Raw genomic sequence first — 22,488 nt, 5'->3', positions numbered from 1 at the left:
ATTTCCAAAGCAAGGACCTCTCTTGGAACACGTTTCAACTACGACCCTGATTATTACGCTGGTCATCATGATTCTGGTGTCGGCGTACTTCTCCGGTTCCGAAACCGGCATGATGACGCTCAACCGCTACAAGCTGCGCCACCTCGCTAAAAACGGTAACCGCGCCGCGCGTCGGGTCGAAAAATTACTGCGCCGCCCTGACCGCCTGATAAGCCTGGTGCTGATTGGCAACAACCTGGTGAACATTCTGGCCTCAGCGCTGGCGACTATCGTCGGGATGCGCCTGTACGGTGATGCCGGGGTGGCTATTGCCACGGGTATTCTGACTTTCCTGGTGCTGGTGTTCTCAGAGGTGCTGCCAAAAACTATCGCCGCGCTCTACCCGGAGAAAGTCGCCTTCCCGAGCAGCATCTTGCTGGGGCCGTTGCAGATCGTCATGATGCCGCTGGTGTGGCTGCTTAACACCATTACGCGCATTCTGATGCGCATGGTCGGTATCAAAAGCGACGGCGCTATCAGCGGCGCACTGAGTAAAGATGAGCTGCGTACCATCGTCCACGAATCGCGCTCGCTGATGTCGCGCCGTAATCAGGACATGCTGCTGTCCGTGCTTGACCTGGAAAAGGTCAACGTGGATGACATTATGGTGCCGCGCAATGAGATTGCCGGTATCAATATCAACGATGACTGGAAATCGATTGTTCGCCAGCTGACGCATTCACCGCATGGCCGCATCGTGCTGTACCGCGACTCCCTGGATAATGCGATGAGCATGCTGCGCGTGCGCGAAGCCTATCGTTTGATGACCGAGAAGAAAGAGTTCACCAAAGAAGTGCTGCTGCGCGCTGCCGATGAGATCTACTTCGTGCCGGAAGGCACCCCGCTCAACGTGCAGCTGGTAAAATTCCAGCGCAACAAGAAGAAGGTCGGGCTGGTAGTGGACGAGTATGGTGATATCAAAGGGCTGGTGACCATCGAAGATATTCTCGAAGAGATTGTCGGGGACTTCACCACCTCAATGTCGCCAACGCTTGCCGAAGAAGTGGTGCCGCAGAACGATGGTTCGGTTCTGGTTGAGGGCAGCGCCAATATCCGCGAGTTGAACAAAGCTTTTAACTGGACGTTGCCGGAAGAGGAAGCGCGCACCGTGAACGGCATGATTCTGGAGGAGTTGCAGGATATCCCGCTGCCGGGAACCACGGTCCATATCGGGCATTACGCCGTTGATATTCTCGATGTGCAGGACAACATGATTAAGCAGGTACGCATCACGCCGAAGACATCTTTGAAGGAATCGGTCGGGTCGTAAACGTAGGGGTCAGGCATGCCTGACCCTGGCGAGGCACGCCTCGCCACTACGATTTAGATGTGCAGCTCTTTCAACTTCTCTTTTGGCAGTGCCAGATCTTCATTGCGGTTCACACCAATCTCTTTAGAGATGACGTTGCGCGCGATCTCCTGAGCCTGCTCCAGCGAGTGCAGCTCACAGCTTCCGCACTGGTAGATATTCAGTTCAGGAATATCACTCTGCTGCTTCACTTTCAGCACGTCTTCCATCGCCGCTTTCCACGCTGTCGCAACGCGCTTTTCGTCCGGCACGCCAATCAGGCTCATGTAGAAACCGGTGCGGCATCCCATTGGTGAAATATCGATGATTTCGACACCGTCACCGTTCAGGTGGTTACGCATAAAGCCGGCAAACAGGTGCTCCAGCGTATGGATCCCGCGCTCGGTCAAAATCTCAATGTTCGGACGGCAGAAACGCAGGTCGAAGACGGTAATGGTATCGCCCTGTGGCGTTTTCATGGTCTTCGCAACGCGCACAGCAGGCGCATTCATGATGGTATGATCGACGGTAAAGCTATCCAGCAATGGCATACGGTTACCTCAACTAATGAATTTATTTTTGCAATGATGAAACTTTTACGCGTAGGGCGCGTCTGAATATATGAAAGACGCGCATTTGTTATCATCATCTCATCCCTGACAACAGAGATGTTAATTTGGCCACAGTGATTGTGGCCTTTTTCTTTTCTAACGCTAGCCTTTGTCTTTCAAAAAGGCATCCAGACTAAGCGTATCACTTTCTTCAATCTCCTGCTGACTTACCTTAGAGCGCAGAGCCTCATCGCTAAGCTGCTGTTCAGTCAGCACTTCCAGCGGCTCTTCGCTCAGCTGCTGGCGATACTGCTCGGCCAGCGCCAGTCCGGCACCGCCAATGCCATTGGCTTTCAGGTTTTGCAGGAAGCGCGCTGAGTAAGTCAGATCAGGGTCATCAAACGAGGCCACCAGGCGATCGCAGACTTCCTGATAGTGATGTTCGCCGCTCTGCCCGTCCAGCGTTTGCGCTACGCGCCGCAGGTCGCTAAACAGCGCTTTACCCACGTCTACCAGCGGATGCTGTGCTTCTTCACACCCCATTGCGATAGTCTGGCCAGGTTTACGCCCTTCAAGGATCACCCGATTCCAGTTTTTACGCGTGCAGGCCAATTCTGCGCTGCTCATCTCAGGCGCTTCAGCCAGTGCACACCAGATCAGGAACAGATCCAGGAAACGCACCTGGTTGGCGTCTACGCCGATGGGCGAGAACGGGTTGATATCCAACGAGCGCACTTCGATATACTCGATACCGCCGCGCTGCAGTGCATCCGAAGGCGCTTCGCCCGATCGGGTGACGCGCTTCGGCCGGATTGGCGCATACAGCTCATTTTCAATCTGCAGCACGTTAGTATTTAGCTGCAGCCAGTCGCCGTTTTCATCCTTCACGCCCATGCTGGCAAACTCTTCAGACGGGGTTTTAATCGCCGCCTTCAGGCCCTTAATGTATTCCGCCAGGTTGTTGAAGGTAATGTTAAGGCTGCTTTGTGACTTGTTGGTGTAGCCCAGGTCACTCAGACGCAATGAAGTGGCATAAGGCAGTGACAGCATGCCTTTATCGCTGCGTTCGAACGGCAGCGCGCTCTCTTTCCCCTGTAGGAAAGAAGAGCAGATTGCAGGCGATGCGCCAAACAGGTAAGGGATCACCCAACCAAAGCGGTAGTAGTTACGGATCAGCCGCAGATAGCCATCGGAGATCGCCTCTTTACCGCTTTCCGCATCCTTCACCCCTGCCCACTCCTGCCAGAATGAGAGTGGCAGCGAGAAGTTGTAGTGCACGCCAGAGATAATCTGCATCAGTGCGCCATAGCGGTTTTTCAGCCCCTGGCGATACAGCGTTTTCATCTGGCCGATATTCGAACTGCCGTACTGCGCCAGTTCAATATCCTGGCCGGGATCGATCATGCACGGCATGCTCATCGGCCACATGCGCTCTTCACCAAGCTCGCGCGCAACGTGACGATGGATATCGCGTAAAAACGCCAGCAGATGATCAATGTCCTGATCGACCGGCGTAATAAATTCTAACAGCGTTTCGGCAAAGTCAGTGGTGATCCACTTATGCGTCAAGGCTGAGCCAAGGGAAGCTGGGTGCCCGGTCGTGGCCAGATGACCATCCGGTTTAACGCGCAGAGTTTCGCGCTCAATACCGCGGCCAATACCTTTAAGTGCGTCAGGATGAGCTTCCAGCCAGGAAAGCGCCTGTGATACGTCCGGGATCAAATTGACCTCCCGCTCAGAGAAAAACTTATTATTGTTAAGCATAATGTTAACCGTAGCGCCGCCCTAAAGCGAATCAATGCCACCATTCCATGCCCTGAAGTGTTGCGGCTGCCAGTACTACGTAACGCAAGGTCTTGCCGATAGCGAGAAAAATCACCACCGGCAACCAGGCAAAACGTAACCACCCGGCAACAACGCACAGCAGATCACCAATCACTGGTAACCAGCTGAAAAGCAGCGCAGCAGGCCCCAAACGGTGCAGCCACGCCGTTGCTGTGTCATGCCATCGCCCCTGATTTTTCTGTGGAAGCAGGCGACCTATTGCAATGTTGGTTAATCCGCCCAGGGTGTTTCCCAGTGCGGCAGTGAAAACCAGAGCGCCAACAGAAACTTTCCCTGCCAGCAAGAGCCCTACCAGTAGCGCCTCTGAGCTGCCCGGTAACAGCGTGGCGCTGAGAAAGCTACTGGCAAACATCGAACCATATGAAAGCCATTCACTCACAGCAGACGGACATCCACCGCATCCATGCCTGCTGCTTTTGCTGCCTGTATACCAAAATCAGCGTCTTCAAACACCACACAGCGCGCGGCCGGTACACCGATCAATTCGGCGCAGCGCAGAAATGTATCAGGTTCCGGCTTGTGGCGTTTAACATCATCTGCTCCGACAATGGCGTCGAAATGTGCCAGGAGGCCGAGATGCTGCAACAGCCCCACCGCCATCGCATGCTCGCTGCCGGTGCCTACCGCCATCGGGCGCCGCCCCTTGTACGATTTGACAACGTCAATCAGCGGCAGCGGCTGGACGGTATCAAACAGCATCGTTTTCAGTAAGGCGGTTTTCTCTGCGGCCAGCCGATGAGGATCGAGGTCGCTGTGATGATTGGCAATAATCACCTGTGCAATGCGCCAGGTCGGTGAGCCATTAAGGCCAATAATCGCCGTTTCGTCGAAGGTCATGCCGTACTGCGCCAGCACCTGGTGCCAGGCTTTACGGTGTGTCGGCTCGGTGTCGAGGATGGTGCCATCCATATCGAAAATCAAGCCATCATAAGCATCGTACATTCTCGTATCCATCCTGATAACGGAACGATTACTTTAGCGTAAAAGCACACTAGTTGTCGCTGCTAGCATGGATCCGCAAATGCCTTGAAAGATATAGGGATTTTTAGATTCAGATAAATACGTGGGATAAAGCTCAGGTAGAATTTGGCTTAAGACCATGAAGTTAAGGGGGAATTTGAGGATAGGTGGATCTGATAAGATATAATGATTAATGAAGTGATGGTGCATCCAGGAGGATTATTCGGCTTCGCCTCACCCTGACGGGCCGTCGCACGCGACGTTATCCTACTTTGGGATTGCTGGAACAACGCAACAACATGTGGGTACAGCGGTGCGGTTAATTTGGGGAGATATGGTGCATCCAGGAGGATTCGAACCTCCGACCGCTCGGTTCGTAGCCGAGTACTCTATCCAGCTGAGCTATGGATGCATAGGTAAAACGTATGAAGAGGTTTACTGAAAATATGGTGCATCCAGGAGGATTATTCGGCTTCGCCTCACCCTAACGGGCCGTCGCAAGCGACGTTATCCTCCTTTGTGCTGGCGGGAATAACTTTATAACATGCCAGTACAGAGGTGCTTCCGACTTTCTAAAATATGGTGCATCCAGGAGGATTCGAACCTCCGACCGCTCGGTTCGTAGCCGAGTACTCTATCCAGCTGAGCTATGGATGCATTTGATAAAACATTGGGGGAGATAATGCGACAAACCTGAGGAGATACTAAAGAATGGTGCATCCAGGAGGATTCGAACCTCCGACCGCTCGGTTCGTAGCCGAGTACTCTATCCAGCTGAGCTATGGATGCATTGTTAATTCTTGTATAACGCAGGGTGCTGACTACTCACCGTGATGAAGGCTGTAAGCATTCATCAATACTACCTGAAATTAAAGCCGCACTAAGCAACTTTAAAAGAGCTGGAACAGAGGTATTTCCAACTTCCTAAAATATGGTGCATCCAGGAGGATTCGAACCTCCGACCGCTCGGTTCGTAGCCGAGTACTCTATCCAGCTGAGCTATGGATGCAAAATGGCGGTGAGGCGGGGATTCGAACCCCGGATGCAGCTTTTGACCGCATACTCCCTTAGCAGGGGAGCGCCTTCAGCCTCTCGGCCACCTCACCACTAGCACTCTTTCGAGTTGTGCTTCAGAACGTTGTTTCTGCTCATCGGCACTGCGTGGCGCACATATTACTTTCTGGGCGTTGTAAGTCAAACAATTTCTCCCCCTTTTTTCGTCACTCGTGTTTGTTTGCACAAAAGCCACGCAATACGGCCAAATTGGCGACAAAAAGAGTGATTAATCAACAATGAAACTGCGAAAAGCAACGCTAAGTCTGTGCGTTAAAAATCTGTCAGAGGGATAAATTTTTGGCAAAAGAACAGCGTGAATGGGTAACAAAATGGGAAAAGTAGTGGGGAGGAAGGGAAAAAGGGAACTGAAAACCGGTAGCGCCTCGCTACAGGGAGCGAGGCGCTGGATCCGTTAGTAACTTGTCTGCTGAGTTTTTTCGGCCTGGATGCGCTGATAAATCTCTTCGCGATGCACCGAAACTTCTTTAGGGGCGTTCACACCAATACGTACCTGGTTACCTTTGACTCCCAGCACAGTTACAGTCACCTCATCACCGATCATGAGGGTTTCACCAACTCGACGAGTTAGAATAAGCATTCTTTGCTCCTTGAAAGATTAAAAGAGTCGGGCTAACTGCTTCCCGGCATTATCCATCATATAACGCTAAACGTAGATTATGACAAATACACTAAGAGTGCACCTGCTTACCAATACATTCTGCTGATAGTTAGTTTAGCCGAAAACCGGATTATCAACCTGACTTTATGATTACAGGGTTGTAGCGCGGAAGTAAAGCGCCCCGGATTTACGCCCGGTGCGCCTGCTCGCGACACGTTTTTTATAGTGTTACAGTTTTGCCGCTACCCATGACTCAACGCCAGACAGCGCAGCAGGCAGCGCCTGTGCATCTGTACCGCCTGCCTGAGCCATATCCGGGCGACCGCCACCCTTACCACCGACCCGCTGAGCCAGTTCGCCCACCAGTTCGCCCGCTTTCACGCGGTCGGTCAGGTCTTTGGTCACGCCAGCAATCAGAGAGACTTTGCCGTCGCTAACCGTTGCCAGCACGATAATTGCGGAGCCGAGCTGATTTTTCAGCTCGTCTACCATCGTACGCAGCATCTTCGGTTCGACGTTGCTCAGCTCACTGACTAACAGTTTGGTGCCTTTCAGTGCAATCGCTTGACTACTTAACGATGCACTTTCTTGCGCAGCCTGCTGATCCTTCAACTGCTGCAACTCTTTTTCCAGCCCGCGCGCATGGTCGATCAGCGCACGCACTTTCTCATTCAGATTACTGTTATTGGCTTTGACCAGGTGTGCGATATCCAGCAGCTGCTCGTTCTGGCTGTAAACCTGTGCCAGCGCCCCTTCCCCGGTGACGGCTTCAATACGGCGCACGCCAGCGGCGGTGCCGGACTCAGAGGTAATACGGAACAGGCCGATATCACCGGTACGCACGGCGTGCACACCGCCACACAGCTCGGTTGAGAAGTCGCCCATGCCGACAACGCGAACGTGGTCATCATACTTCTCGCCAAACAGCGCCATGGCGCCGTGAGCTTTCGCCGCTTCGAGCTCCATGATGTTGGTTTCAATCGGCAGGTTGCGGCGGATCTGCGCATTGACAATCTCTTCAACCTGGCGGATTTCAACCGGCTTCATCGCCTCGAAATGCGAGAAGTCGAAACGCAGGTATTTGTCGTTCACCAGTGAGCCTTTCTGCGCCACGTGCTCGCCAAGTACCTGACGTAACGCCGCGTGCAGCAGGTGCGTTGCCGAGTGGTTTAGACGAATGCGCGCACGGCGTGCCTCATCCACCTGTGCCGCCACGCGATCGCCGACGCGCAGCTTGCCTGCCGACAGTTTGCCGATATGACCAATCGCCTGCGCGTACTTCTGCGTGTCGTTCACGCTGAAACTGGCCTCGCTGGTTTTCAGCTCGCCGGTATCGCCAACCTGACCACCGGATTCACCATAGAATGGCGTTTCGTCGAGAACAATAACCCCTTCCTGACCAGCATTGATCTCATCAGCTGCCTGCCCGTCAACGAAGATGGCCGTCACTGCTGCATTCAGCGCCAGCTCTTCATAACCTTTGAAGGCAGAGGCCTGGTCAATGCGGATCACGTTGTTGTAGTCAGTTCCGAAACCGCTGGCGCTGCGGGCGCGCTGACGCTGCTGCTCCATCGCCTGCTCGAAACCGGCTTCGTCAATTTTCAGGTTACGCTCGCGGCAGACGTCCGCCGTCAGGTCGACCGGGAAACCAAAGGTGTCGTAGAGGCGGAAGACGGTTTCACCATCCAGCGTGTCACCCTGCAGGTTTTCCAGCTCTTCATCCAGCAGCGCCAGACCGCGCTCCAGGGTTTTCGCAAACTGCTCTTCTTCAGTTTTCAGGATCTGCTCGACCTGCGCCTGCTGGCGTTGCAGATCTTCACCCGCTGCACCCATAACGGCAATCAGCGGAGCAACCAGTTTGTAGAAGAAGGTCCCTTCTGCCCCCAGCATGTTGCCATGGCGCACCGCACGGCGAATGATGCGGCGCAGCACGTAGCCACGGTTCTCATTCGACGGGATCACACCATCGGCAATCAGGAAGGCACAGGAACGAATATGGTCGGCGATCACGCGCAGCGATTTATTGCTGAGATCGGTCGCACCGGTAACCTGCGCCACTGACTGAATCAGTTTGGCAAACAGATCGATTTCGTAGTTGGAGTTCACATGCTGCAGGACCGCACTGATGCGCTCCAGGCCCATGCCGGTGTCCACGGATGGCTTCGGCAGGGGCAGCATTGTGCCGTCGGACTGACGGTTGAACTGCATAAAGACGATGTTCCAGATCTCGATATAGCGGTCGCCATCCTCTTCCGGGCTGCCCGGAGGGCCGCCCCAGATGTGGTCGCCGTGGTCGAAGAAGATCTCCGAGCACGGGCCGCACGGGCCGGTATCGCCCATCTGCCAGAAGTTATCGGAAGCGTAGGCGCCGCCTTTGTTGTCGCCAATACGGATGATGCGCTCACGCGGCACGCCGATCTCGTTTTCCCAGATGCCGTAAGCTTCGTCATCGGTCTCGTACACGGTGACCCACAGCTTCTCTTTTGGCAGGCCGAACCACTCAGGGCTGGTCAGCAGCTCCCAGGCAAAGCCAATTGCCTCTTTCTTGAAGTAGTCGCCGAAGCTGAAGTTGCCCAGCATCTCGAAGAAGGTGTGGTGACGCGCGGTGTAACCGACGTTTTCGAGGTCATTGTGCTTACCACCAGCGCGCACGCAGCGCTGCGACGTGGTGGCACGAGAATAATTACGCTTGTCCTGGCCGAGGAAAACGTCTTTAAACTGGTTCATCCCGGCGTTGGTGAATAATAGCGTCGGGTCATTGTTTGGGACGAGGGAGCTACTGGCTACAACCTGATGTCCCTTGCTCTGGAAAAAGTCGAGAAACGCTTGACGAATCTCCGCAGTGCTCTTGCTCATATTTGTCCTGGAATCACGCTAACGTACGTTTCGTGGGTCATGTTACGCCGGATCGGCTGCTGCCTGCGGCGACACACGAACAAAAAGTGGTGAATAAGATAAATTTTCTTCAGAGGGAAGTAAAATCCCATCGAAGGTCAATCATCAAAATTTGCAAAAATAGCCCGTATATCTTCGGTAAAGAAGCCCTTCGTCATCAGATAACGCTGTACCCTGGCTTTTTCCTTCCATTCGGTAGGAAATGGCAGGCCGAACTTCCTTTCCGCCAGATCAAACGCCTGCTTTGACCAGTCAATTTCGCTGGCGGCCAGCGTCTCATCAATCAGGTTTTTATCGATGCCTTTCTGGCCCAGCTCCATGCGAATGCGCTGCGGCCCATAACCCTTTCGGCTGCGGCTGGCCAGATAGCGCTCAGCAAAGCGCGTATCGTCCAGCCAGTTATGCTGATAGCACCACTCAACAACCTGGTCGATCTCCTCCGGGCTAAGCGGTTCTGGTGGCGTTTCCGCCTTTGAGAACTGGGCTGCTCGCTCGCTGGAGACCACCAGCTTACGGCGAAATTCCGCCTCGCTGTGGTCGCGCATCGCGAGGATACGCGTTGCCCGCTCCAGCAGTTTTGCATGCCGGTTTCGTTCGGTGGTTTCTGACATAGTGCTCCACACCGTTTTCGGTTAGATGTACACGAGTTAAGGGTAACGTCTGTAGAGGTGCCGTGCGAGGAAAAAGCGTTGAGAATGGGCTGATTAAAGGGATAAAGCAGGTTCAGGCTGGGATAAAACGGGGAATGTGAAGATAAAACCAGGGTCAGGCATGCCTGACCCCTGCAGAATATACCGCTATCAGAACTTTTCGTCAGCGTCGCTGGTTTCGTCCACTTCATGCGCAGCAGGGACAAAATCAGGCTTGTCGTCCTGGTTACCCAGCAGCATTTCACGCAGCTTCGCGTCGATTTCGTTGGCAATCGCCGGGTTCTGCTTCAGGAAGCTACCCGCGTTGGATTTACCCTGACCAATTTTTTCGCCGTTGTAGCTGTACCATGCACCGGCTTTTTCAATCAGCTTGTGCTTAACGCCCAGGTCCACCAGCTCACCGAAGATGTTGATACCTTCGCCGTACATGATCTGGAACTCAGCCTGCTTGAACGGGGCAGCGATTTTGTTTTTCACCACTTTCACGCGGGTTTCGCTACCGACCACTTCGTCACCTTCTTTAATCGCACCGATACGGCGGATATCCAGACGGACAGAGGCGTAGAACTTCAGTGCGTTACCACCGGTCGTGGTTTCCGGGTTACCAAACATCACACCAATTTTCATACGGATCTGGTTGATGAAGATCAGCAGGGTGCTGGAGTTTTTCAGATTACCGGCCAGCTTACGCATCGCCTGGCTCATCATACGTGCCGCAAGGCCCATGTGAGAGTCACCGATTTCACCTTCAATTTCCGCTTTTGGCGTCAGCGCCGCAACGGAGTCAACGATGATCACGTCAACCGCACCGGAACGCGCCAGCGCATCACAGATTTCCAGCGCCTGCTCACCGGTATCCGGCTGAGAACAGAGCAGGTTATCGATGTCTACGCCCAGCTTCTTGGCATAGACCGGGTCAAGGGCGTGCTCGGCATCGATAAACGCACAGGTTTTACCTTTGCGCTGTGCGGCAGCGATAACCTGCAGCGTCAGCGTGGTTTTACCGGAAGATTCCGGGCCATAAATTTCGACGATACGGCCCATTGGCAAACCGCCTGCACCCAGTGCGATATCCAGGGATAACGAACCGGTAGAGATGGTTTCCACATCCATGGTGCGGTCTTCACCCAGGCGCATGATGGAGCCTTTACCAAATTGCTTTTCAATCTGGCCCAGCGCTGCTGCCAGTGCTTTTTGCTTGTTTTCGTCAATAGCCATTTCTACTCCTAATCATGCGGGTAAAGCACACGCGGACGCTGCTTTGTCTCTAAAATATGCGCTGATTATACTGTATGGTCATACAGTATCAAGTTTAATTTTTGAGAAAATGATCGTGCAGGGTCTGAAGTGCCCAGGCGGTTGCCTGGCGACGAACGGCCTCGCGGTCACCGTGAAAACGCTCAACCAGCGCCAGTACTTCTCCCGTCGAGGCGGCAAAGCCAAACCACACGGTGCCCACCGGTTTCCCCTCACTGCCCCCATCCGGCCCGGCGATGCCGCTGACCGACAGCGCATACTGCGCCCCCGCCTCGCTGAGCGCGCCCAGCGCCATCTCACGCACCACCTGCTCACTCACCGCACCAAACTGCACCAGCGTAGATTCACTGACGCCAACCATCTGCTGTTTTGCCTCATTGCTGTAGGTGACAAAGCCGCGCTCGAACCAGGCTGAGCTACCGGCAATGTCGGTCAGCACCTTGGCTATCCAACCGCCGGTACAGGACTCCGCCGTGGTGACGCTGGCATTGCGCGCCAGTAGCTGCTGCCCTACCCGGGTGCTCAACTGGCTTAATTCACGATCTGTCATAGCGCTCTCCCCCGCCCGATGTTTAAGAGCAAGAGAGTAGCACTTTTCTTTCAGGCAAGAGTAAGGGGACGCGAGTTTTGCGGCGCGTCTTCCAGCGTGGGGTCAGATTTTTTGCGCTACGATAAACAGGCGCGGGAAAGCCAGCAGCAGATTGCCATCGTGGCGAACCGGATAAGCCGCGCTGATTTCGGCCAGATAATCAGCGAGGAACTGCGCCTGCTGCGCATCGCTAAGCCCGGCCAGGAAGGGCCGTAAGCCGGTGGCACGCAGCCAGTCAACGATCGACTGCGGCGCAGGCATCACGTGATAGTAAGTGGTGCGCCAGATATCCACCCGGCAACCCGCCGCGCTCAGCAGGTCGTAATACTGCCCGGTGGTCAGCAGCCGTTTACGGTCCGCGGCCTGTGGCGATATCTTGTCCTGCCATTGTGGGCGTGCGGCCACTTCGCGCATCAGGCGATGGCTGGGCTGATCGAGATTATCCGGCATCTGCACGGCCAGCACGCCGTTGGCAGCCAGCTGGCTAATGAGATGGGGGAACAGCTGCGGATGATCGGTCAGCCACTGCAGTGAGGCATTCGCATAAATCACCTCCTGCGGCAGGCTGGCCTGCCAGCTGCGAATATCCGCCAGCTCAAACGCACAGCCCGGTAAGCGCTGCTGCGCCTGATCGAGCATCGCCTGCGAACTGTCCAGCCCGGTGATACGGGCAGCGGGCCACGCGCGATGCAGCAGTTCGGTACTGTTGCCGGGGCCACAGCCAAGGTCGGTCGCGCAAGAGACGTTGGATAAAGGGATGCGGTTAAGCAGTTCCTGCGCCGGGCGGGTGCGCTCCGCTTCGAACTGGCGGTAGAGATCGGGGTTCCACTCTTTCATTATTCCTCGCTAAAAGATCGGTGACAGCCAGGGCTACTGTAAGCCTGACTGCCAGCGCGATAAATAACAAAATTGCAACAGAATCGCGTCACGCCCTAGCGCGCATCGCGCACGGCTTCACCCAGCTGCCAAACCGCCATCGCGTAATGGTTGCTGTGGTTATAGCGGGTGATGGCATAGAAGTTCGGCAGCCCGTACCAGTACTGATAGCGGGTGCCCATATCAAACTTCAGCAGGCTGACCTGCTGATTGTTATCCAGCGGGATGGTGGGTGAGAGACCGGCAGAGGCCAGTTGCGCCACGGTGTAACGGGTTTTAAAGCCGCTCTCCAGTCCGGGAGCCTGGCCGTTAGCCTGCACGGCCACCGTGCCGTTTGTCAGCCAGCCGTGCTGCTGGAAGTAGTGCGCCACGCTGCCAATCGCATCGACCGGATCCCACAGGTTGATATGGCCGTCGCCATTAAAGTCGACCGCATACTGCTTAAATGCCGACGGCATAAACTGGCCATAGCCCATTGCACCGGCAAACGATCCGCGCAGGTCCAGCGGATCATCATCCTCTTCACGCGCCATTAGCAGGAAGGTTTCCAGCTCACCGCTGAAGTATTCGGCGCGGCGCGGATAGTTAAATGACAGCGTCGCCAGCGCATCCAGAATGCGGGTTTTACCCATCACGCGGCCCCAGCGCGTTTCCACACCGATAATGCCGACAATGATTTCTGGCGGCACGCCATAGGTTTTCTGCGCCCGCTCCAGCGCATCGCGATACTGGTTCCAGAACGCTACGCCATTCTGCACGTTGTCCGGCGTGATGAATTTGCTGCGGTAGCGGATCCACGCGCCATTTGGCCCGGTTGGCCCCTGAGTGGTTGGCGTGGGTGCCTGGCGGTCCATCAGGCGGATCACCCAGTCGAGGTTCTTTGCCTGCGCCAGCACATCGTGCAGCTGCTGGCGCTCAAAACCGTGCTTGCGCACCATTTTGTCGATAAATGCGTTGGCCGCCTGATTATTGGAGAAATCGCCCCCCAGCACGGTGCCGCTGTGGGCAGGCTCAAGCAGGAAGCCGCCGTTGCCTTTAAACGGATTGCCGTGGGGTTCAGCCGGGGCCGTTTTCGGCTGGCTACTACAGGCGGAAAGTAAAGCGACGACAGGAAGAAGAGTTGCCAGATAACGCATCAGATATCCATATTGCAAGGCCGGGAGGTCAGAAATAGAGGATAAAGCATTGAGCGGGAGGAATTAAAGCGGATTTACTCAACGGCGCTTCGCGGTGGTGATGCAAAGCGCCGTTTAATGACAGGCTGGCTTAGTGCTTGTAGTAGATTTCACCGGATTCAGCTTTCAGGATCTTACCTTCAGCGTTGGTGATTAACACGTAGTTACCGCCCATATAGGTCCAGTGGCTGTCGGCTTCCGGCGCAGGCAGATGGCGTACGTTCCACTGGCTCACTTCATACTTTTTGCTGCGGTAAAGGTCCGGTGCGATATCACCAATGGAAAAACGCTTAAAGTCAGCAAAGAAGGTCTTCACTTCATACGGGTCGGCAGGATTAGGCTGATCTGCCTGCTGCGCATCGCCCGGTGCCTGTGACAGCGAGTTCTGGGATTCCGGGGTCTGAACCGGCGGGGTCTGGCTCTGCACTTCTGGCACGGCCGGAACCGCAGTTTCTGCCGGCTGTTCGCCTTCCGCATAAGCGGTGGACATGCCGGACAACGCTGCAGCCGATAACACGGCTGAACACAACACCACTTTCAACTTACGCATAGTTTCTCCAAAAATGACGCCATCCGGCAGTGAACGACTGCAAAACTGGCATAAAGAAAGACAATAAAGACATGATTAAAAGCATCAGATATCACTTAGATAACACAATCATACGATGGTTCCCGGTGGGATGCCCGCGATGATCGTGTGCTGGCTGCCTGAGCCAGGGGAATTTTTGTTAACAGTCATGACGCGTAATGTCTCTTACCGGGTGGATTGAGCGACTTGCGCCCGGTTTTTTCGCCGAATCTGCGAGCCGCCTTCCCGATTTACGGGTGTCAGTTTATGCCCCGCTGCGTTAAACTATCACCCGCAAGCCAATGATAAACAACAATCAGAATAAACATCATTATTAACTTTACATTCAATGGATTAGATAAAGCCGCCGCATGAACGATATCAATAAATTTGCCGCCCATACCCCTATGATGCAGCAGTATCTGCGCCTCAAGGCTGACCATCCTGAGATCCTGCTGTTCTACCGCATGGGAGATTTCTACGAGCTGTTTTACGACGATGCGAAACGCGCCTCGCAGCTGCTGGAAATTTCACTGACCAAGCGCGGCGCGTCGGCGGGAGAACCCATTCCGATGGCGGGCGTGCCCTATCATGCGGTAGAAAACTACCTGGCGAAGCTGGTGCAGCTCGGCGAATCGGTGGCGATTTGCGAACAGATTGGCGACCCGGCGCTCAGCAAAGGTCCAGTCGAGCGCAAAGTGGTGCGCATCGTCACCCCCGGCACCATCAGCGATGAAGCGCTGCTTAACGAGCGCCAGGATAACCTGCTGGCGGCTATCTGGCAGAGCCAGCGCGGGTTCGGCTACGCCACGCTGGATATCAGCTCCGGCCGCTTCCGCCTTGCCGAGCCAACCGACCTGGAGACCATGGCAGCTGAACTGCAGCGCACCAATCCGGCAGAGCTGCTTTATCCGGAAGATTTTGCCGCGATGGCGCTGATTGAAAACCGTCGTGGCCTGCGCCGCCGCCCGCTGTGGGAGTATGAGCTGGACACCGCGCGCCAGCAGCTGAACCTGCAGTTTGCCACTCGTGACCTGAGCGGGTTTGGCGTTGAGCAGGCGCACCACGCGCTGCGCGCCGCAGGCTGCCTGTTGCAGTATGTAAAGGACACCCAGCGTACCTCGCTGCCGCACATTCGCTCGCTAACCATGGAGCGCCAGCAGGACGGCATCATTATGGATGCCGCTACCCGCCGTAACCTGGAGATCACCCAAAACCTCGCCGGCGGCATGGAGAACACCCTCGCATCGGTGCTGGATAAAACCGTCACGCCAATGGGCAGCCGCATGCTGAAACGCTGGCTGCATATGCCGGTGCGCAATGCGCAGACCATTGCTCAGCGCCAGCAGAGCATCAGCGCGCTGCAGGACCTGCATGAATCCGTCACGCCCCTGCTGCGTCAGGTCGGTGACCTGGAACGCATTCTGGCGCGCCTGGCGCTGCGCACTGCCCGCCCGCGCGACCTGGCCCGCATGCGCCATGCCTTCCAGCAGCTGCCGTTGCTCAACGCCGAGCTGGAGCACAACGAGACTGCCCACCTGCAGACCCTGCGTGGACAGATGGGCGAATTCACCGAGCTGCGCGAACTGCTGGAGCGGGCGATTATTGAAACCCCGCCGGTGCTGGTGCGCGACGGCGGAGTGATTGCCCCTGGCTACAACGCCGAGCTGGACGAATGGCGCGCGCTGGCGGATGGCGCCACCGACTATCTTGACCGCCTGGAGATCCGCGAGCGTGAAAAGCTGGGGCTGGATACGCTGAAGGTCGGCTTTAACGCCGTGCACGGCTATTACATCCAGGTCAGCCGTGGGCAGAGCCATCTGGTGCCTATCCACTATGTGCGCCGCCAGACGCTGAAGAACGCCGAGCGCTACATTATTCCCGAGCTGAAAGAGTATGAGGACAAGGTTCTCACCTCAAAAGGCAAAGCGCTGTCGCTGGAAAAAGGCCTGTACGACGAGCTGTTCGACCTGCTGCTGCCGCACCTGGAAGCGCTACAGAACAGCGCCTCGGCGCTGGCGGAGCTGGACGTGCTGAGCAACCTCGCCGAACGCGCCTGGACGCTGAATTACAGCTGCCCGACGCTGAGCGATAAGCCGGGTATTAAGCTGACCGGCGGGCGTCACCCGGTCGTTGAACAGGTGCTAAAAGAGCCGTTTATCGCCAACCCGCTCTCTCTGTCCCCCCAGCGCCGCATGCTGGTGGTTACCGGCCCGAATATGGGCGGTAAAAGTACTTACATGCGCCAGGCAGCGCTGATTACGCTGATGGCCTATATCGGCAGCTTCGTGCCCGCCGAGCAGGCGGTGATAGGCCCGATTGACCGCATCTTTACCCGCGTGGGCGCGGCGGACGATCTCGCCTCAGGCCGCTCGACCTTTATGGTGGAGATGACCGAGACCGCCAATATCCTGCATAACGCCACCGAATACAGCCTGGTATTAATGGATGAGATCGGGCGCGGTACCTCGACCTACGACGGCCTGTCGCTGGCGTGGGCCTGTGCCGAGAGCCTGGCCAGCCGCATCAAAGCGATGACGCTGTTTGCCACGCACTACTTCGAGCTGACCACGCTGCCGGAACAGATTGAAGGCGTGGCTAACGTGCACCTTGATGCGGTTGAGCACGGCGATACCATCGCCTTTATGCACAGCGTGCAGGACGGCGCCGCCAGCAAGAGCTATGGCCTGGCCGTTGCCGCGCTGGCAGGGGTGCCGAAAGAGGTGATCAAGCGCGCGCGCCAGAAGCTGAAAGAGCTCGAAGCCCTGTCCGGTAGCGCAGCCGCCACCAAAGCTGACGGTTCGCAGCTGCCGCTGCTGGTTGAAGAGACGTCTCCGGCGGTAGAAGCGCTTGAAGCGCTGGATCCGGACTCGCTGTCGCCACGCCAGGCGCTGGAGTGGATTTACCGCCTGAAGTCGCTGGTGTAGCACTGGCCTCAACCCGGGCGAGGCATGCCTCGCCCCTACTTCCCATAAAGCCTGACATGGTTCGCCCCTACTTCTCAAGAATCCTGATATGCCTTGTGCCTACGTCTCAACAACCCGGAATAGCAGGCAAAAAAAAACGGTGACCGAAGTCACCGCTTTTCGCATTACCATTATCAGTGGTTATTGAAGCTTGGTTCTCACGCTATTTATTCGCGGAACAGCGCTTCAATATTCAGACCCTGCGCCTGCAGAATTTCACGCAGACGACGCAGGCCTTCAACCTGAATCTGACGTACACGCTCGCGGGTCAAACCAATTTCACGACCCACATCTTCCAGCGTGGCCGCTTCGTAACCTAACAGGCCGAAACGACGTGCCAGCACTTCACGCTGCTTGGCGTTCAGTTCGAACAACCACTTGACGATGCTTTGCTTCATATCATCGTCCTGCGTGGTATCTTCCGGGCCGTTGTCTTTTTCATCGGCCAGGATGTCCAGCAGCGCTTTCTCAGAATCTCCGCCCAGAGGCGTATCGACTGAAGTAATGCGTTCGTTGAGGCGCAGCATCCGGCTCACGTCATCAACAGGCTTATCTAACTTTTCTGCGATCTCTTCCGCACTAGGCTCATGGTCGAGCTTGTGGGAAAGTTCACGCGCAGTACGCAGATAAACATTCAGCTCTTTAACGATATGAATCGGCAGACGAATGGTACGGGTTTGATTCATGATCGCCCGTTCAATAGTCTGACGAATCCACCAGGTGGCGTAGGTAGAGAAACGGAACCCTCTTTCCGGGTCAAATTTTTCTACTGCACGGATCAGGCCGAGGTTACCTTCTTCAATCAGGTCCAGCAGCGCCAGACCACGATTGCTGTAACGACGGGCAATCTTCACCACCAGACGCAGGTTGCTTTCGATCATGCGGCGACGCGATGGCACGTCACCACGGAGTGCACGGCGGGCAAAGAAAACTTCTTCTTCTGCCGTGAGCAATGGAGAATAACCAATCTCTCCTAAGTAGAGCTGCGTAGCATCAAGAACGCGTTGTGTTGCGCCTTGCGACAGCAGCTCTTCTTCTGCTAAATCGTTATCACCAGGTTCATTTCCGACGAGAGCCTTCTCATCAAAAACCTCAGCTCCGTTTTCGTCGAATTCCGCGTCTTCATTTAAATCGTTAACTTTCAGCGTATTCTGGCTCATAAGCGGCTCCTACCCGTGATCCCAAGGGCAGAACACCAAGGTTCTGCCGGATTAACGTTGCGGTAAATAACGCAACGGATTTACGGATTTCCCCTTGTAACGAATTTCAAAGTGCAATCTAACCGAGCTTGTGCCGGTACTGCCCATGGTTGCAATCTTCTGGCCCGCTTTCACTTCTTGTTGTTCACGGACCAGCATCGTATCGTTATGGGCATAAGCACTCAGGTAGTCATCATTATGTTTGATGATAATCAAATTACCGTATCCGCGTAGCGCGTTACCGGCGTACACCACGCGACCGGAGGCGGTGGAAACGACGGACTGACCACGAGATCCCGCGATATCGATACCTTTGTTGCCCCCTTCGGAAGCAGAGAAGTTATCAATGATCTTACCATCTGTTGGCCAACGCCAGCTTCCCACAGGGGTAGTGCTGTCCGTCGTGCTACTTACGGTCGGGGCGGTAACCGGCACTGTTGTCGTTGCAGCAGTTTTACCGGACGAAGGCAGCATTTTGCCTCCACTTTGTGTACCTGAATCCTCAGAATACGTAATTACCGGCTGGTGTGCAACCGTTGCGGTTGTCATTTGCGCACCGGATGGCGGCGTGCTGACACCGCCAGCGGTCGCATCGGCTGCCGTAACCGCATTGCCGCCGGTAATAGGCGTACCAGTACCGTTAGCGACCTGCAGCTGCTGGCCGACGTTGAGGCTGTAAGGCGCGGCGATATTGTTGCGCTGTGCAAGGTCGCGGAAATCGTTGCCGGTAATCCAGGCAATATAGAACAAAGTATCGCCGCGTTTCACGGTATAGCTGTCGCCGCCGTAGCTACCTTTCGGAATATTCCCATAACTACGGTTGTAGACGATGTGGCCATTTTCAGTGGTTACGTTCTGCTCAGGGGCGGCAGAAGGGGTGACCATACCGCCAGTAGACGGAGGGCGAGCCGGGGGAATAAACCCGCCGTTGCTGCCGCCGGAACTGGCGCCTGATGCGCTGCTCATCGCGGGATTGCTGCTCATCATGCCGGAGTCATTTCCGCCAACGGAGCTGATGGGGGCCTGCGTGTTATCGCTGCTGGAACAACCTGCCAGCCAAAATCCTACCAATGAAACGGCCGTAATACGGCGCAATTTAAATACTGGGCTTCCCGTGCTCATTAATCCCCCACTTACGGCAATACTTTAACTTCAGAGACGCAACATAGCTGACGGCAGCAAGGCCCGCATGCGCAAATTTAATCAGATACTAACAATATCAATGATGGCGTGCCACGGAACAGTTGTATAGAAATGTCCTGGTTTAATCTGACTCAGGCCAGATCGCCTTTTACCAGCGGCACAAAGCGCACCGCTTCAACATTCTCAATCAGGAACTCATCGCCCTTACGGCGAATACGCTGCAGAACCTGCTGCTCTTCCCCTACCGGCAGCACCATGATGCCGCCATCGTCGAGCTGTGACATCAGCGCAGTGGGGATCTCCGGCGGCGCGGCGGTGACGATAATCGCATCGAACGGGCCGCGCGATGGCCAGCCAAGCCAGCCATCGCCGTGGCGGGTAGAGACATTATGCAGATCGAGCTGCTTAAGGCGGCGCTTGGCCTGCCACTGCAAACCTTTAATGCGCTCAACCGAGCAGACATGTTCCACCAGATGCGCCAGAATCGCCGTCTGATACCCTGAGCCGGTACCGATCTCCAGCACGCGGGATGCCGGCGTCAGCTCCAGCAGCGCGGTCATTCTGGCGACCGTATAGGGCTGGGAAATGGTCTGCCCGGAACCGATCGGCAAAGCGGTATTTTCCCAGGCTTTATGTTCGAAAGCCTCATCGACGAAACGCTCGCGCGGCACCTCTTCAATCGCCTTTAGCAACCGTTCGTCATCGATGCCCTGCAGGCGCAGCTGCGCCAGCAACGTCTCTATACGACCACTCACCATTGGCGGCTGACCTCAACGCTTTCCAGCCAGGAGGAGACCACTTCCTGCGCGGCATGCGCGGTCAGGTCAACATGCAGAGCGGTCACGGAAACATAGCCTTCATCGACGGCGGCGAAATCGGTTCCCTGGCCGGCATCCAGTTTTTCACCCGGCGGGCCAATCCAGTACATCGTATTGCCGCGCGGGTCCTGCTGGGGAATCGCCCGATCGCTGGGATGGCGGCTGCCGCAGCGCGTCACGCGGATGCCTTTAATTTGGTCCAGCGGCAGGTCGGGCACGTTGATATTGAGGATGCGCCCGGTGCGCAGCGGCTCACGCTGTAGCGCTTTGAGGATCGAACAGGTTACCGCCGCTGCGGTGTCATAGTGCTGATGCCCGTCCAGCGACACGGCCAGCGCAGGCAGCCCGAGGTGGCGCCCTTCCATCGCGGCAGCGACGGTCCCGGAGTAGATCACGTCATCGCCCAGATTAGGGCCAGCGTTGATGCCTGAGACGACGATGTCCGGCTTTGGCTGCATCAGGGTATTCACCCCAAGATAGACACAGTCCGTCGGCGTGCCCATCTGCACGGCAATATCGCCATTCGGATAGTTAAAGGTCCTCAGCGGCGTCTCCAGCGTCAGCGAATTGGAGGCGCCACTACGGTTGCGATCGGGCGCGACCACCTGCACCTCGGCAAATTCACGCAGGGCGTTCGCCAGTGTCTGGATGCCTGGCGCATGGATACCGTCATCATTACTCAGCAATATGCGCATTTAACACCTAATTTGTTGATTTTTATGCCTTATCGGCGGTGAAACATCGTTAACAATATGATATCGAAGTATCATGAACGATCAATCCACGAAGTCGCCGGTGGGTCAGTTGATGCATTTTAGCTGGATGAATCAGCTTGTGGTAGGTGTAAGTTTCTGGTTTCAGTTGGGATAAGGGGCGGATAAGGGGTGAATCAGCTCGCCGCGCTTAAGGCGCCTCCGGAGTCCAGGTGCTTATCGCCCCGACAAAGCGTGCGGTTTACGCTTTTAGCCTCACTGCCGTTTCACGCTTCCTGCAGTGAAAAACCCGCCAGATAAAGGCGGGATATGCCGTTTAAGGCTGATAGTCTTCATATTCCCAGGCAAAGACCCTTGATAGTTTTTGCGCTATCTCCATCCAGTCTTCGCCTTCGCACCGATCAATATGATCCGTAATGGTCTTTGTGATCTCATCCAGATCATATTTGCGCACCAGAAGCGTGTGTCGCATCAGTTCCGGCAGCCACTGATGCTTGCAGAGCCATTCAGGAGAACAAATAAAAATATCAAAGTTATCTCCGCACTCAGAGCCAACCGAACCTATTGTCAATGTTAACGTAATGGCAATTTTATCCTCATCAGGAAAATAATTATTGAAATCATGATGGACAGAACCAATTTTTTTTAAGGCGGCTTTCATTTTTAATCCAAAATATTTAGATGCCCATTTCCAACTTTCACAGGTTTTCCCGCTGGGTCAATGATATAGGAATCGAAGTTTGCTTGAGTTCCCGTTACTGCAAAAGGGGAGTTTTTAGTCGATGGAGAACGGTACCCACGAGTACCATCGGCGCTGATCCATCCGCCGCCACTGGTTTGTTTTGCTCCATCACCAAGCCAAATTTTACCCAGTCTGTCAGCATCAAGGCGTGAACCTTGCCCCATTGCAAAGTCTTTTCCCCCTGAGCCATCACCTTTAATAGCAATCTCCAGCCTCGGGTCCTGCTTCGCAATATTACTCAGATTCTGTTGTATCAAATCATCTTTCAGCTTCGGATATGTTGCCGCATTTTCAGCTCCGCTGGTAACTTTCCCAGCAATAAACTCGCCCAGCTTACCCTGGTTTGCCTTGCCGTCCTTCAGCAGATTACCGGACGCCGCCACCACCTGCCTGCCGAATTGTACTGCCTCTACCTGGCTTTTACCCACCAGTATTGTGCTACCCGCAAGCAGGCTGCCGGTGCCGACCGCCGCTTCCGGCGCCGCTATATCCGCGGCATAAATTCCGGCCTGGTTCAGGCATAATACCGGGTTGCTTTT

The 22,488-nt window shown here is 55.3% G+C and carries 19 protein-coding genes, 5 tRNA genes and 1 pseudogene; 2 read left to right on the top strand and 23 right to left on the bottom strand.

What is annotated here, in order from left to right; genetic code table 11:
* Positions 1 to 22 precede the first annotated feature (22 nt).
* On the top strand, positions 23 to 1,309 hold the full coding sequence (locus ID864_RS23045; RefSeq protein ID WP_048917101.1) for an HlyC/CorC family transporter: 1,287 nt from the start codon (positions 23 to 25) through the stop codon (positions 1,307 to 1,309).
* A gap of 53 nt (positions 1,310 to 1,362) precedes the next feature.
* Here the strand turns inward: ID864_RS23045 and luxS are convergent, their stop codons facing one another.
* From luxS to ID864_RS22960, 17 genes are all read right to left on the bottom strand, one after another.
* Complete coding sequence (gene luxS, locus ID864_RS23040; RefSeq protein ID WP_048917102.1) at positions 1,363 to 1,878, bottom strand: S-ribosylhomocysteine lyase; 516 nt, start codon at positions 1,876 to 1,878, stop codon at positions 1,363 to 1,365.
* A gap of 162 nt (positions 1,879 to 2,040) precedes the next feature.
* On the bottom strand, positions 2,041 to 3,642 hold the full coding sequence (gene gshA / locus ID864_RS23035) for a glutamate--cysteine ligase (protein WP_180276734.1): 1,602 nt from the start codon (positions 3,640 to 3,642) through the stop codon (positions 2,041 to 2,043).
* A gap of 31 nt (positions 3,643 to 3,673) precedes the next feature.
* A complete protein-coding gene (locus ID864_RS23030; protein WP_048917103.1) occupies positions 3,674 to 4,102 on the bottom strand; it encodes a YqaA family protein in 429 nt (142 codons plus the stop codon).
* Entirely contained in the window at positions 4,099 to 4,665 is a 567-nt protein-coding gene (gene yqaB / locus ID864_RS23025) for a fructose-1-phosphate/6-phosphogluconate phosphatase (RefSeq protein ID WP_048917104.1), read from the bottom strand. Before yqaB ends, ID864_RS23030 begins: the two co-directional genes overlap by 4 nt.
* 353 nt (positions 4,666 to 5,018) lie before the next feature.
* Positions 5,019 to 5,095, bottom strand: a tRNA-Arg gene (locus ID864_RS23020).
* A 168-nt stretch (positions 5,096 to 5,263) separates the two neighbouring features.
* Positions 5,264 to 5,340 (bottom strand) — tRNA-Arg (locus ID864_RS23015).
* Between the two features lie 55 nt (positions 5,341 to 5,395).
* Positions 5,396 to 5,472 (bottom strand) — tRNA-Arg (locus tag ID864_RS23010).
* A gap of 143 nt (positions 5,473 to 5,615) precedes the next feature.
* A tRNA-Arg gene (locus ID864_RS23005) sits at positions 5,616 to 5,692 on the bottom strand.
* A gap of 4 nt (positions 5,693 to 5,696) precedes the next feature.
* Positions 5,697 to 5,789 (bottom strand) — tRNA-Ser (locus ID864_RS23000).
* A gap of 362 nt (positions 5,790 to 6,151) precedes the next feature.
* Entirely contained in the window at positions 6,152 to 6,337 is a 186-nt protein-coding gene (gene csrA, locus ID864_RS22995; RefSeq protein WP_004155916.1) for a carbon storage regulator CsrA, read from the bottom strand.
* A gap of 249 nt (positions 6,338 to 6,586) precedes the next feature.
* The gene (gene alaS / locus ID864_RS22990) at positions 6,587 to 9,214 is read right to left on the bottom strand and encodes an alanine--tRNA ligase (protein ID WP_191150428.1); all 2,628 of its coding nucleotides are present in this window, start codon (positions 9,212 to 9,214) and stop codon (positions 6,587 to 6,589) included.
* A gap of 137 nt (positions 9,215 to 9,351) precedes the next feature.
* Complete coding sequence (locus ID864_RS22985; RefSeq protein ID WP_187499505.1) at positions 9,352 to 9,864, bottom strand: regulatory protein RecX; 513 nt, start codon at positions 9,862 to 9,864, stop codon at positions 9,352 to 9,354.
* A gap of 189 nt (positions 9,865 to 10,053) precedes the next feature.
* Positions 10,054 to 11,121: a recombinase RecA gene (recA, locus tag ID864_RS22980; RefSeq protein WP_048917107.1), complete on the bottom strand. Its 1,068-nt coding sequence runs from the start codon at positions 11,119 to 11,121 to the stop codon at positions 10,054 to 10,056.
* A gap of 94 nt (positions 11,122 to 11,215) precedes the next feature.
* Positions 11,216 to 11,710: a nicotinamide-nucleotide amidase gene (gene pncC / locus ID864_RS22975; RefSeq protein ID WP_048917108.1), complete on the bottom strand. Its 495-nt coding sequence runs from the start codon at positions 11,708 to 11,710 to the stop codon at positions 11,216 to 11,218.
* Between the two features lie 102 nt (positions 11,711 to 11,812).
* Positions 11,813 to 12,586 (bottom strand): trans-aconitate 2-methyltransferase, encoded by a 774-nt coding sequence (gene tam, locus ID864_RS22970; RefSeq protein ID WP_048917109.1) that lies wholly within the window; start codon positions 12,584 to 12,586, stop codon positions 11,813 to 11,815.
* 95 nt (positions 12,587 to 12,681) lie between these two features.
* Positions 12,682 to 13,761, bottom strand: a complete 1,080-nt coding sequence (gene mltB, locus ID864_RS22965) for a lytic murein transglycosylase B (protein WP_048917110.1) — start codon at positions 13,759 to 13,761, stop codon at positions 12,682 to 12,684.
* 130 nt (positions 13,762 to 13,891) lie between these two features.
* Positions 13,892 to 14,350, bottom strand: a complete 459-nt coding sequence (locus ID864_RS22960) for an RcnB family protein (protein ID WP_048917111.1) — start codon at positions 14,348 to 14,350, stop codon at positions 13,892 to 13,894.
* A 389-nt stretch (positions 14,351 to 14,739) separates the two neighbouring features.
* On the opposite strand from ID864_RS22960, the gene mutS reads away from it, so the two are divergent.
* Positions 14,740 to 17,295 carry a DNA mismatch repair protein MutS gene (mutS, locus tag ID864_RS22955; protein ID WP_099753857.1) on the top strand — a complete coding sequence of 852 codons (2,556 nt, stop codon included), beginning with the start codon at positions 14,740 to 14,742 and terminating at the stop codon, positions 17,293 to 17,295.
* Positions 17,296 to 17,501: 206 nt separating this feature from the next.
* Here the strand turns inward: mutS and rpoS are convergent, their stop codons facing one another.
* The 6 genes and pseudogenes from rpoS to ID864_RS22925 form a co-directional block, all read right to left on the bottom strand.
* Complete coding sequence (gene rpoS, locus ID864_RS22950) at positions 17,502 to 18,494, bottom strand: RNA polymerase sigma factor RpoS (protein ID WP_048917113.1); 993 nt, start codon at positions 18,492 to 18,494, stop codon at positions 17,502 to 17,504.
* Positions 18,495 to 18,545: 51 nt separating this feature from the next.
* Positions 18,546 to 19,655, bottom strand: a complete 1,110-nt coding sequence (gene nlpD / locus ID864_RS22945; RefSeq protein ID WP_191150427.1) for a murein hydrolase activator NlpD — start codon at positions 19,653 to 19,655, stop codon at positions 18,546 to 18,548.
* A gap of 152 nt (positions 19,656 to 19,807) precedes the next feature.
* Positions 19,808 to 20,434, bottom strand: coding sequence for a protein-L-isoaspartate(D-aspartate) O-methyltransferase (locus tag ID864_RS22940; protein WP_048917115.1), 627 nt, complete (start codon positions 20,432 to 20,434; stop codon positions 19,808 to 19,810).
* Positions 20,428 to 21,189, bottom strand: a complete 762-nt coding sequence (surE, locus tag ID864_RS22935; RefSeq protein ID WP_048917116.1) for a 5'/3'-nucleotidase SurE — start codon at positions 21,187 to 21,189, stop codon at positions 20,428 to 20,430. The genes ID864_RS22940 and surE overlap by 7 nt, the downstream gene beginning before the upstream one ends.
* Positions 21,190 to 21,523: 334 nt before the next feature.
* On the bottom strand, positions 21,524 to 21,868 hold the full coding sequence (locus ID864_RS22930; RefSeq protein ID WP_062818396.1) for an immunity 8 family protein: 345 nt from the start codon (positions 21,866 to 21,868) through the stop codon (positions 21,524 to 21,526).
* Between the two features lie 2 nt (positions 21,869 to 21,870).
* Positions 21,871 to 22,488, bottom strand: a pseudogene (locus ID864_RS22925) (hypothetical protein); the annotation flags it as partial.

It is taken from the genome of Erwinia aphidicola (genome assembly GCF_014773485.1).
In the GTDB taxonomy this organism is placed as follows: Bacteria; Pseudomonadota; Gammaproteobacteria; order Enterobacterales; family Enterobacteriaceae; genus Erwinia; species Erwinia aphidicola.
This window is presented reverse-complemented; position numbering and strand designations above follow the sequence as displayed.